14 protein-coding genes are annotated in these 10,018 nt (G+C 60.8%); 8 read left to right on the top strand and 6 right to left on the bottom strand.

The genetic code is table 11. The annotated features are described in order from the left end of the window. The 3 genes from PFH44_RS21205 to PFH44_RS21200 form a co-directional block, all read left to right on the top strand. A partial coding sequence (locus PFH44_RS21205; protein ID WP_463671560.1) for a type I glutamate--ammonia ligase occupies positions 1-664 on the top strand: 664 nt, incomplete at its 5' end. Between the two features lie 173 nt (positions 665-837). Beyond that, the gene (locus PFH44_RS28135; protein ID WP_463671559.1) at positions 838-1,029 is read left to right on the top strand and encodes a YmjE family protein; all 192 of its coding nucleotides are present in this window, start codon (positions 838-840) and stop codon (positions 1,027-1,029) included. Further along, on the top strand, positions 1,019-2,410 hold the full coding sequence (locus tag PFH44_RS21200) for an APC family permease (protein WP_283826058.1): 1,392 nt from the start codon (positions 1,019-1,021) through the stop codon (positions 2,408-2,410). Before PFH44_RS28135 ends, PFH44_RS21200 begins: the two co-directional genes overlap by 11 nt. Positions 2,411-2,496: 86 nt before the next feature. Here the strand turns inward: PFH44_RS21200 and PFH44_RS21195 are convergent, their stop codons facing one another. Beyond that, positions 2,497-2,619 (bottom strand): small membrane protein, encoded by a 123-nt coding sequence (locus tag PFH44_RS21195; protein ID WP_095096195.1) that lies wholly within the window; start codon positions 2,617-2,619, stop codon positions 2,497-2,499. A 231-nt stretch (positions 2,620-2,850) separates the two neighbouring features. Between PFH44_RS21195 and PFH44_RS21190 the strand changes: the two genes are divergently transcribed. Then, complete coding sequence (locus PFH44_RS21190; protein WP_045854783.1) at positions 2,851-3,075, top strand: hypothetical protein; 225 nt, start codon at positions 2,851-2,853, stop codon at positions 3,073-3,075. Positions 3,076-3,096: 21 nt separating this feature from the next. On the opposite strand, the gene PFH44_RS21185 is transcribed toward PFH44_RS21190, so the two are convergent. Then, positions 3,097-3,846 carry an SDR family oxidoreductase gene (locus PFH44_RS21185; protein ID WP_283826057.1) on the bottom strand — a complete coding sequence of 250 codons (750 nt, stop codon included), beginning with the start codon at positions 3,844-3,846 and terminating at the stop codon, positions 3,097-3,099. A 101-nt stretch (positions 3,847-3,947) separates the two neighbouring features. On the opposite strand from PFH44_RS21185, the gene PFH44_RS21180 reads away from it, so the two are divergent. Both PFH44_RS21180 and agp read left to right on the top strand, forming a co-directional pair. Beyond that, positions 3,948-4,307 carry a winged helix-turn-helix transcriptional regulator gene (locus PFH44_RS21180; protein ID WP_045854785.1) on the top strand — a complete coding sequence of 120 codons (360 nt, stop codon included), beginning with the start codon at positions 3,948-3,950 and terminating at the stop codon, positions 4,305-4,307. 99 nt (positions 4,308-4,406) lie between these two features. After that, entirely contained in the window at positions 4,407-5,654 is a 1,248-nt protein-coding gene (gene agp / locus PFH44_RS21175; protein ID WP_045854786.1) for a bifunctional glucose-1-phosphatase/inositol phosphatase, read from the top strand. Between the two features lie 49 nt (positions 5,655-5,703). Here the strand turns inward: agp and PFH44_RS21170 are convergent, their stop codons facing one another. Continuing rightward, positions 5,704-5,931 carry a YccJ family protein gene (locus PFH44_RS21170; protein ID WP_045854787.1) on the bottom strand — a complete coding sequence of 76 codons (228 nt, stop codon included), beginning with the start codon at positions 5,929-5,931 and terminating at the stop codon, positions 5,704-5,706. 20 nt (positions 5,932-5,951) lie between these two features. After that, positions 5,952-6,548 carry an NAD(P)H:quinone oxidoreductase gene (gene wrbA, locus PFH44_RS21165; RefSeq protein ID WP_045854788.1) on the bottom strand — a complete coding sequence of 199 codons (597 nt, stop codon included), beginning with the start codon at positions 6,546-6,548 and terminating at the stop codon, positions 5,952-5,954. 382 nt (positions 6,549-6,930) lie between these two features. On the opposite strand from wrbA, the gene PFH44_RS21160 reads away from it, so the two are divergent. Together PFH44_RS21160 and PFH44_RS21155 are read left to right on the top strand one after the other, a co-directional pair. Beyond that, positions 6,931-7,104, top strand: a complete 174-nt coding sequence (locus tag PFH44_RS21160) for a con-10 family general stress protein (protein ID WP_041144912.1) — start codon at positions 6,931-6,933, stop codon at positions 7,102-7,104. A gap of 172 nt (positions 7,105-7,276) precedes the next feature. After that, positions 7,277-8,218, top strand: a complete 942-nt coding sequence (locus tag PFH44_RS21155) for a DMT family transporter (RefSeq protein ID WP_045854789.1) — start codon at positions 7,277-7,279, stop codon at positions 8,216-8,218. Between the two features lie 35 nt (positions 8,219-8,253). On the opposite strand, the gene rutG is transcribed toward PFH44_RS21155, so the two are convergent. Both rutG and PFH44_RS21145 read right to left on the bottom strand, forming a co-directional pair. Continuing rightward, the gene (gene rutG / locus PFH44_RS21150) at positions 8,254-9,573 is read right to left on the bottom strand and encodes a pyrimidine utilization transport protein G (RefSeq protein WP_045854790.1); all 1,320 of its coding nucleotides are present in this window, start codon (positions 9,571-9,573) and stop codon (positions 8,254-8,256) included. Positions 9,574-9,594: 21 nt separating this feature from the next. Then, positions 9,595-10,018: flavin reductase (locus PFH44_RS21145; protein WP_283826056.1), on the bottom strand; the 424-nt coding region annotated here is incomplete at its 5' end.

Raw genomic sequence — 10,018 nt, 5'->3', positions numbered from 1 at the left:
GCGTCAGATTTGTAAAAGAGACAGGAAGCAAAAGATGCACGCCACTTTTATGGCTAAGCCTTATGAAGAGCACGCCGGCAGCGGGATGCATATCCATATCAGCATGCAGAACAATAAGGGTGAAAACGTGCTGGCGGACGCGCAGGGCGAAGACTCCGCGCTGCTCAAGCGCGCGCTGGCCGGCATGATTGACCTGATGCCGGCGTCGATGGCGCTGCTGGCGCCGAACGTGAACTCGTACCGTCGCTTCCAGCCGGGAATGTACGTCCCGACCCAGGCGTCGTGGGGGCACAACAACCGCACCGTGGCGCTGCGCATTCCCTGCGGCGATCGCCATAACCACCGCGTCGAGTATCGGGTGGCGGGAGCGGATGCCAACCCGTACCTGGTGATGGCGGCCATCTTCGCCGGGATTTTACACGGCCTGGACAATACGCTGCCGCTGCAGGAAGAGGTGGAGGGCAACGGGCTCGAGCAGGAGGGGCTGCCGTTCCCGATTCGCCAAAGCGACGCGCTGTGGGAGTTTATGCAAAACGACTCTCTGAGAGAGCTACTCGGCGAGCGCTTCTGCCACGTCTACCATGCCTGTAAGCATGATGAGCTGCTGCAGTTTGAGCGCCTGATCACCGAAACAGAGATTGAGTGGATGTTGAAAAACGCCTGACCGCCGCCCCGCAGGGGGCCAACGGGCGAGAACTATCGGTAGCATCATACGGCCTGAGCGGAGCCTGGCCGAATATTTTTGCTGGGGATCCAGCCGTTTCCCGGATGTCGCGTTAAGGAGCGCAGGCGACAGCGGGGCTTCAGTTAACGACACAGTGTGTGACGAGGTAGGAGATGATGCAGATGTTCAAATATCCGCAGGGAGAAGGGGGCCACGAGGGCCGCTATGAATGTGAACCCGCCGCCGTTCGCCGGTACGTTTTGCCCAGCTATTTACAATTAACCCCCTTGCTAAGCAGGTTTGTAACCCGGTCGCTGTACCCACAAACCCGTGCCTGCCAGGGGGAGAGCGTCTATGGCTGCTAATACGTCTTTTAACCTCCCGGCCGAGGCGGAAAAGCCCCGGCTGCGCAAGTCGCTCAAGCTCTGGCAGGTGGTGATGATGGGCCTCGCCTACCTGACGCCGATGACGGTGTTTGATACCTTCGGCATCGTCTCCGGTATCAGCAACGGCCACGTCCCCGCCTCCTACCTGCTGGCGCTGGCGGGGGTGCTGTTTACCGCCATCAGCTACGGCAAGCTGGTGCGCCAGTTCCCGGAAGCGGGGTCGGCGTATACCTACGCGCAAAAATCAATCAGCCCCCACGTCGGCTTTATGGTCGGCTGGTCGTCGCTGCTGGACTATCTGTTCCTGCCGATGATCAACGTCCTGCTGGCGAAAATCTATCTTTCCGCCCTGTTCCCCGAGGTTCCGCCGTGGGTGTGGGTGGTGTCGTTTGTGGCGATCCTTACCGCCGCGAACCTGAAGAGCGTGAGCCTGGTCGCCAACTTCAACACCCTGTTTGTGCTGGTGCAGATTTCGATCATGGTGGTCTTTATCGTGCTGGTGGTGCAGGGGCTGCATAAAGGTGAAGGCGTGGGGACCGTCTGGTCGCTGCAGCCGTTTATCAGCCAGAACGCGCATCTGATCCCGATCATCACCGGGGCGACGATCGTCTGCTTCTCGTTTCTCGGCTTTGATGCGGTGACCACGCTGTCGGAGGAGACGCCGGACGCCGCGCGGGTGATCCCGAAGGCCATTTTCCTCACCGCCATGTACGGCGGCATTATCTTCATCGCCGCCTCGTTCTTTATGCAGCTCTTTTTCCCCGATATCAGCCGCTTTAAGGACCCCGACGCGGCGCTGCCGGAGATTGCGCTGTACGTTGGCGGCAAGCTGTTCCAGTCAATTTTCCTCTGCACCACCTTCGTCAATACCCTGGCGTCGGGGCTGGCTTCGCACGCCAGCGTCTCGCGTCTGCTGTACGTGATGGGGCGCGACAACGTCTTCCCGGAGCGCGTTTTCGGCTATATCCACCCGAAATGGCGGACGCCGGCGCTGAACGTGATTATGGTCGGCATTGTCGCCCTGTCGGCGCTGTTCTTTGACCTGGTCACCGCCACGGCGCTGATCAACTTCGGCGCGCTGGTGGCCTTTACCTTTGTCAATCTGTCGGTGTTCAACCACTTCTGGCGGCGCAAGGGCTATAACAAAACCTGGAAGGACCGCTTCCACTATCTGCTGCTGCCGCTGATTGGCGCGGTGACGGTCGGCGTGCTGTGGGTGAACCTGGAGGCGACGTCCCTGACGCTGGGACTGGTGTGGGCTGCGGTCGGTCTGCTGTACCTGACCTGGCTGACCCGGCGCTTTCGCAAGCCGCCGCCGCAGTTTGACGGCGCCAAGGCGGAGCAGGCCTGGGAGTCGTAGCGCAAAGGTGGACGCTGAATAAAGAAAAGCAGGCATAGTGCCTGCTTTTCTTTTGTCGCTATAGCCTCTCTATAGCAGAACGGGGGTTATTTTTTCTTCTTGTGAAAAGGCAGCTGGCTGGCGCGACGCTCTTTGACGTATGACACCAGACTGTAAAGCGCAACCCCCAGCAAAATGACCGCGGCGAGAAGGAGAATAATACCGGACATACACAATCCTGGGTCCTGGTTGAAAACGATGCACTCTATAAATACGCGGCTAAGATAGCATCGGGATATGTCTGAAATATGACTCTTCCATAGGTAAAACCTAACAACTGCCGCAGAGTAAATCTGTTGTTTTGTCGGGTGGGGTAACACTCCGTTAAGCGATTTTACAGACGCGCGGCCTTCAGGCTGCTACTCTGCACGCGAGTACGAATTGTCTGAGAATAATATTGAATGCGTAATAAACATGTCGTCAGCCTGTCAGGGGTGGCACTTATCCTGGTCTCGTTTGCTTCACAGGCAGAGACTGAACGTCAGCAAACCCGGGAACGGATCGTCGATCAGGTGCTCAAGCCCTGCGAAGGCAAGAAGGCCGGAGACAAAGTGGTGATGGTCGATCGCCGCGGCGGAGAGCACGAGGCTATCTGCACCCTGGCGGCGGTGCCGCTGCCGGAGTAGCCTCTACCGCCGCCGGGGAGATTAGAGATTTCCCGTGCCGCCATCCACCAGCAGCTCGCTTCCCACCACGTAGCTGGACTCGTCCGAGGCGAGATAGAGCGCGGCCTTCGCCAGCTCCTGCGGGGTGCCCATTCGCCCGAGCGGGACCAGGTTTTTGATCTCCTCCTGCAGGGCGCTAAGCGCCTGCGCGCTGAGGCCGAGCTTATCTAACGCCGGCGTGCGCACCGGACCCGGGCTCAGGCCGTTCACGCGAACGCCGCGCGGCAGCAGCTCTGCCGACAGGGTGCGGGCCAGCGACAGCAGCCCGGCCTTGCTGGCGGCGTAGGCGCTGCTGGTCGGCAGGCCAATATGGGCGCTCACCGAGCCGCAGAGGATCACCGACGCCGGGTTCGCCAGCAGCGGCAGCAGAGCCTGTAGCAGAAAGAACGGCCCTTTGAGATTGGTATTCATCAACCGATCCCAGCTCTCTTCACGCCAGTCGCCAATATTCGCGTGGCTGACGTCACCGGCGTTAATGAACACCGCATCGAGGCGCTCCCAGCGGCCGGCAAGAGTTTGCGCGAGCCGGCGCTGGTCTGCGACGTCGCCCGCATCGGCGGCGATAGCCCATCCCCGATCCCCCAATAGCGCCTGCGCCCGTTCCAGAGCCTCAGGGCTGCGGCCGGTGACCGCAACCTGGGCGCCCTCGGCGATAAACTCCTGCGCCGTCGCGAGGCCGATGCCGCTGGTTCCTCCGGTAATTAAGGCTAGTTTTCCTGCTAAACGTCCCATCGTAGTGCTCCCGTTTGCTTACTGGAAATCCCACTATAAAAGCATTAGTATCCAAAAGGTACCAGGTGCCAATTGGATACTAATGAGGGAAGAGGTGTGCTATGGCGAAAACAGCGGCGCAGGCTGCGGAAAATAATTTTGTCCCCCCGGTCTGCCCGATGACCAGCTTCGTTAACCTGATCGCCGGGAAGTGGGCGATCCCGGTGCTCTATCGGCTGATCGTGCTGAATGCACCGCTGCGCTTCGGCGAACTGCTGCGCGCCATCGCCCCGATTACGCAAAAAGAGCTGACCCGCCAGCTGCGGCTGTTTGAGCAGCGCGGGCTGGTGTCGCGCCGCGTCTACCCGGAGATCCCGCCGCGGGTTGAGTACCAGATAACCGAGCTCGGGCTGTCGATGCGCGAGGCGCTGCAGCCGCTGGCGGAGTGGATGAACCACAACGGCCATCGTCTGAAGCGCTAAAAGAATGCCCGCTGCCTCAGTTTGCGCGCTGTCGTCTGGCAAAATGTCATAAATTTGTCACAATCAGGACGATACTAATCACTGACTGAGGGTTAAGGGATGAGAAAAAGTCTACTCGCAGGCGCGATTGCAGCTGGCGTTTTGCTGTCCGCGGGCGTCCAGGCGCAGGAGCAGGCGGCCCCGCAGGGCTATCAGCTCCAGCAGGTGCTGATCATGAGCCGCCACAACCTGCGCGCACCGCTGGCGAATAACGGCAGCGTGCTGGAGCAGTCAACGCCGAAATCCTGGCCGGAGTGGGACGTTCCGGGCGGACAGCTGACCACCAAGGGCGGGGTGCTGGAAGTCTATATGGGGCACTATATGCGGGAGTGGCTGGCGCAGCAGAAGCTGGTGACCAGCGGCGAGTGCCCGCCGGACAACGCGGTGTATGCCTATGCTAATAGCCTGCAGCGCACCGTCGCTACCGCCCAGTTCTTTATCACCGGCGCCTTTCCCGGCTGTGGCGTAACCGTCCATCACCAGCCGCAAATGGGCACCATGGACCCGACCTTTAACCCGGTTATCACCGATGACTCCGCGGCGTTTAGCGAGAAGGCGGTGCAGGCCATGGAGAAAGAGCGGCAAAAAATGCAGCTCACCGAGAGCTATAAGCTGCTCGAAGAGATGACCGACTATCGCAATTCGCCCTCCTGCAAAGAGAAGCAGCAGTGCTCGCTGAGCGACGGGAAGGACGCCTTCAGCGCCAAATATCAGCAGGAGCCGGGCGTTTCCGGGCCGCTGAAGGTCGGTAATTCGCTGGTGGACGCGTTCACCCTACAGTATTACGAAGGCTTCCCGCAGGACCAGGTGGCGTGGGGCGAAATCAAAACCGATAAGCAGTGGCAGGTGCTGTCGAAGCTGAAAAACGGCTATCAGGATAGCCTGTTTACCTCAACGGAAGTGGCGCGCAACGTCGCGAAGCCGCTGGTGAAGTATATCGACAAGGCGCTGGTGGGCGACGCGGCGCAGGCGGCGAAGGTGACGCTGCTGGTGGGGCATGATTCCAATATCGCCTCGCTGCTGACGGCGCTGGATTTTAAACCCTATCAGCTGCACGATCAGAACGAGCGCACGCCGATCGGCGGCAAAATTGTCTTCCAGCGCTGGCACGACAGCGGCAGCAACCGCGATCTGATGAAGATTGAGTACGTCTATCAAAGCACCGCGCAGCTGCGCAATGCCGACGCCCTGACGCTGCAGTCGCCGCCGCAGCGGGTGACCCTGGCGCTGAACGGCTGTCCGGTAGACGCCGACGGGTTCTGCCCGATGGAGACCTTTAAAACGGTGATGAACCAGGCCGCAAAATAAAGCAAAAAACCCGGAAAATTCCGGGTTTTTTTATTCTGCCGCGTCGTGGTTACACGTTTTTACGCTCGATGGTTTGCTCGCCCCAGAACAGCGAATCCTGATCGGTTTTCGCAAAGGCCAGCGGCAGCACTTCATCGCTGCCTTCTTCCCAGATTTTTTCCGCTAACTTTTCATCGTATTTAGCTAATTCGAAAATCGCTTCGGCGATCTCCACCGAGGTATTGCGTAAACTTGCCCATTCACCGACGTGGTGAGCTTTTGCTTCTTGAGTTGGCATGCAAATCCTCCTGCTAAGGGTTAACCCTGTAATTTAACCGCCAGGCCGGCGACGTGTTCGCCCTGGTAGCGGGCGATCGCCAGCTCTTCCTCGCTCGGCTGGCGAGAACCGTCGCCGCCGGCAATGGTGGTGGCGCCGTACGGCGTACCGCCGCGCACCACCGAGACGTCAAACAGTTCCTGCGCGCCGTAGCCAATCGGCACGATCACCATCCCGTGATGGGCGAGGGTGGTCCAGGTCGAGGTAATGGTCTGCTCCTGTCCACCGCCGGTGCCGGTGGAGCTGAATACGCTGGCCAGCTTGCCGTACAGCGCGCCGGATGCCCACAGACCGCCCGTCTGATCGAGGAAGGTGCGCATCTGTCCGGACATGTTGCCGAAACGGGTTGGGGTACCAAAGATGATGGCGTCATACTCAGCCAGCTCCTGCGGCGTGGCGACGGGCGCATTTTGCGTTTTCCCGCCTGCTTTGGCGAATGCCTCAGCATGCATAGTTTCCGGCACGCGCTTCACCACCACTTCCACGCCGTCTACTCTGTTCGCCCCTTCGGCGACGGCATGAGCCATGGTTTCGATGTGTCCATACATTGAATAATAAAGCACCAGAATTTTAGCCATTTGCATCACTCCTCGGTTGCGTTATAGGCCAGCCAAACGACTGGCTACCTTTAAAGATAAGGCGTCTGGCGGAGAGTGCAAATCTAACAATCATTTATTTGATTTATAACAAAATTGCAAAGATTGCCTCTGTCGCAAAAAGATACATTTTCCGCTGCGCTGTTTTCGTCTGCCATAAGAGCAGCTTAGCGCACAGTCGGTGCGGGAATATCCCGACAGAGCCGAAAGCTGTTGCAGGATGTTACTATTTACCGGATGAATGAGTTTCATTCACTACGCTTAAAGGCACGCGATACGCTAATGGTCATGCCATAGGCCGCAGACGCTGCGGCTGCGTATTGCGCGTAATGCAGCATGATGTCTAACCAAGTGGAGGTCAGTGATGGCAAACCATCGTGGCGGTTCCGGCAACTTCGCCGAGGATCGTGAAAGAGCATCAGAAGCAGGTCGTAAAGGTGGACAGCACAGCGGGGGGAACTTTAAAAACGATCCCCAGCGCGCCTCGGATGCGGGCAAAAAAGGGGGCAAAAACAGCCACGGCAATCGTCATAGCTGATTTATCGCCAATGACGCAGGTCGGGCGTTTTATGATGAGGGGTTAATCTCCCTGGCACCCTGCGCATCGCCCTCGCCGCCGGCAGCTGCCGGCGGTTTTTTTATTGCCAACGGTTGCGCTCCCGGCGGGCTAATTGCACACTATCCGGCTAACATTTGCTACCGGCCGCGCTATGTCTTCGTTCAAATTCTCCATCAAACCCCAGGAAGCGATCCTCATCGTGATCACCATGTTCTGGGGCGGTACCTTCCTCGCCGTACAGTACGCCGTGACGCTCAGCGGGCCGTTCTTTTTTGTCGGCGTGCGTTTCGCGACCGCGGCGCTGGCGGTGGCCCTGCTATCGCTTCGCGTCCTGCGCGGGCTGACGTGGCTTGAGCTGAAGGCCGGGGTGGCGATTGGCGTCTCGATAGCGCTGGGGTACAGCCTGCAAACCTGGGGACTGCAGTCGATCTCCAGCAGCAAGTCGGCCTTTATTACCGCCATGTACGTTCCGCTGGTGCCGCTGCTGCAGTGGCTGTGCCTTGGCAGAATGCCGGGAGTGATGTCCTGCCTGGGCGTGGTGCTGGCCTTTACGGGCCTGATCCTGCTGGCCGGGCCGGAAAATAATCTGCTGGCGCTCGGCGTCGGCGAAGCGATCACCCTCGCCAGCGCGCTGGCGATCGCCGCGGAGATTATCTTAATTAGCGCCTGGGCCGGAAAGGTGGACGTTCGGCGGGTGACGGTGGTGCAGCTGGCCACCGCGTCGCTGGTGGCGTTTGCGGCGATGGTGCCGGCAGGGGAAGCGATCCCTGCGATGTCGCCGGGGCTGCTGGGCGTTGCGCTGGGGCTGGGTATTTTCAGCGCCATTATTCAGGTCACCATGAACTGGGCGCAGCGCAGCGTCTCGCCGACCAGGGCGACGCTTATTTATACCGGTGAGCCGGTGTGGGCGGGGATTTTTGGCCGCATTGCCGGCGAGCGCTTACCGCTGCTGGCGCTGGTGGGCTGCGCCTTTATTCTGGCCGGCGTTCTGGTGAGCGAGCTGAAGCTGAAGCGGAAAAAGGCCTCCGCTACGCAGGAGGCCCCGGCGGAGGCCGGGGCGCTGTCCGAGCTTGCGGAGCGCCCGGACCCCTAGTCCCGGTCGGCCTGGCGCGACCGGGAAAGCGCCGTTTATACCGTGGCGTTAGGCGCTTCTGCTACCCGCGCGCGGCGGCTAAGCAGAGCGTGCAGGAGAATGGCGCCAAAGGTAGCGGTGCCGATCCCGCCGAGGGTGAAGCCGCCCAGCGAGAGGGCAAAATCACCGGCGCCGAGCACCAGGGTTACCGCCACCATAATCAGGTTACCGTTCTGACTCAGGTCGACCCGGTTCTGCACCCAGATCCGCGCCCCGGCCACCGCAATCAGCCCAAATACCACAATCGAGGCCCCGCCGATGACCGGCCCGGGAATGGTGTGGATCAGCGCGCCAAACTTGGGCGAAAACCCGAGCAGGACGGCAATCAGCGCGGCGGCAACGAATACCAGCGTCGAGTAGACTTTGGTGACCGCCATCACCCCGATATTCTCCGCATAGGTGGTGACGCCGCTGCCGCCGACGGCGCCGGAAAGCATCGTCGCCAGCCCGTCGCCGACGAACGCCCGGCCCATGTACGGGTCCATATTGCGCCCGGTCATTCCGGCTACGGCCTTCAGGTGGCCGAGGTTTTCAGCGACCAGAATCACCGCCACGGGCGCAATCAGCATCATCGCCTGGCCGTTAAAAGTCGGGGAGGTGAAGTGGGGAAGGCCAAACCACGCGGCCTGTTCCAGCAGGGAAAAGTCGAGCGGCTTGCCCAGCCCGAGGCCGTTTGCCAGCAGCGCGTAGAGCACGCAGGCGGCGATCAGGCCGACGAGGATCAGCAGCCGCTGCAGCATGCCGCTGGTGAAGACCGCCACGAGGCCGATGCACAGCACGGTCAGCACCGCCATCCAGCCGTCGAACGGCGTCGCTGAAACGCTGCGCACCGCAATCGGCGCGAGGTTCAGGCCAATCGCCATCACCACCGCGCCGGTGACCACCGGCGGCATCAGGCGTTCAATCCAGCGGGTGCCGGCTTTCATTACCACCAGGCCAATCAGGGTATAGAGCAGGCCGCAGACGATAATCCCGCCGAGGGCGACGTCCAGATGCGGGTTCAGCCCCTGGCCGTTAAAGCCGGTGACGGCGATGACCACCCCGACAAAGGCCGCGCTGGAGCCCAGATAGCTCGGCACCCGGCCGCCGGTCACCAGAAAGAACAGCAGGGTGCCAATGCCCGACATCAGGATCGACAGGTTGGGGTCGAGCCCCATCAGTATCGGCATTAGCACGGTGGCGCCGAACATCGCGACCGCGTGCTGCACGCCCATAACCACCGTTTGCCCGACGGAAAGACGTTCATCGGGGGCCACCACGCCGGAAGCGGCGGAGGGGGAGGTCAACTGCCAGCGAGGAAAATCGAAAAGTGCCATGATGATATCCCGGGTTAAAGGTTAACAGGCTGGGCGCATAAGCGTGTGATAGCCGCGGTCGAACCACATCAGCCCGCGCGGCTGCGGATGCTTGACGATGGCGGCGACCTCGCAGAACAGAATGTCGTGGCTGCCGACGCTGACGACCTGGCTGATGCGGCAGTCGAAGCTCACCAGCGCATCGATCAGGCGTGGGCAGCCGGTGACGCCGGGCTGCCATTGTGCGGCGGCGAAGCGCTCCGCCATCGGCGTTTTACCGCCGAACAGGTTGGAGAGCGGTTCCTGTCCCGCCGCCAGGGTATTGACGCACAGCGCCTGATGCTGGCTAAAGGTCGGCCACACCGAGGCGGAGCGGTTCAGGCAGACCAGCAGCGTCGGCGGCTCGTCGGTTACGCTGCACACCGCGCTGGCGGTAAAGCCGGCGCGGCCCGCCGGGCCGTCGGTG

This window comes from Klebsiella sp. Ech2A (assembly GCF_030078455.1).
Lineage (GTDB): Bacteria > Pseudomonadota > Gammaproteobacteria > Enterobacterales > Enterobacteriaceae > Klebsiella > Klebsiella terrigena.
Note: the sequence above shows the minus strand (reverse complement) of the source record. Positions and strands in the feature narration are given on the sequence as shown.

Excerpts from the sequence above, each read along its gene's own strand:
- PFH44_RS28135 (WP_463671559.1), top strand. The coding sequence starts at position 838 with ATGATGCAGATGTTCAAATATCCGCAGGGAGAAGGGGGCCACGAGGGC.
- PFH44_RS21200 (WP_283826058.1), top strand. The coding sequence starts at position 1,019 with ATGGCTGCTAATACGTCTTTTAACCTCCCGGCCGAGGCGGAAAAGCCC.
- PFH44_RS21195 (WP_095096195.1), bottom strand. The coding sequence starts at position 2,619 with ATGTCCGGTATTATTCTCCTTCTCGCCGCGGTCATTTTGCTGGGGGTT.
- PFH44_RS21190 (WP_045854783.1), top strand. The coding sequence starts at position 2,851 with ATGCGTAATAAACATGTCGTCAGCCTGTCAGGGGTGGCACTTATCCTG.
- PFH44_RS21185 (WP_283826057.1), bottom strand. The coding sequence starts at position 3,846 with ATGGGACGTTTAGCAGGAAAACTAGCCTTAATTACCGGAGGAACCAGC.
- PFH44_RS21180 (WP_045854785.1), top strand. The coding sequence starts at position 3,948 with ATGGCGAAAACAGCGGCGCAGGCTGCGGAAAATAATTTTGTCCCCCCG.
- agp (WP_045854786.1), top strand. The coding sequence starts at position 4,407 with ATGAGAAAAAGTCTACTCGCAGGCGCGATTGCAGCTGGCGTTTTGCTG.
- PFH44_RS21170 (WP_045854787.1), bottom strand. The coding sequence starts at position 5,931 with ATGCCAACTCAAGAAGCAAAAGCTCACCACGTCGGTGAATGGGCAAGT.
- wrbA (WP_045854788.1), bottom strand. The coding sequence starts at position 6,548 with ATGGCTAAAATTCTGGTGCTTTATTATTCAATGTATGGACACATCGAA.
- PFH44_RS21160 (WP_041144912.1), top strand. The coding sequence starts at position 6,931 with ATGGCAAACCATCGTGGCGGTTCCGGCAACTTCGCCGAGGATCGTGAA.
- PFH44_RS21155 (WP_045854789.1), top strand. The coding sequence starts at position 7,277 with ATGTCTTCGTTCAAATTCTCCATCAAACCCCAGGAAGCGATCCTCATC.
- rutG (WP_045854790.1), bottom strand. The coding sequence starts at position 9,573 with ATGGCACTTTTCGATTTTCCTCGCTGGCAGTTGACCTCCCCCTCCGCC.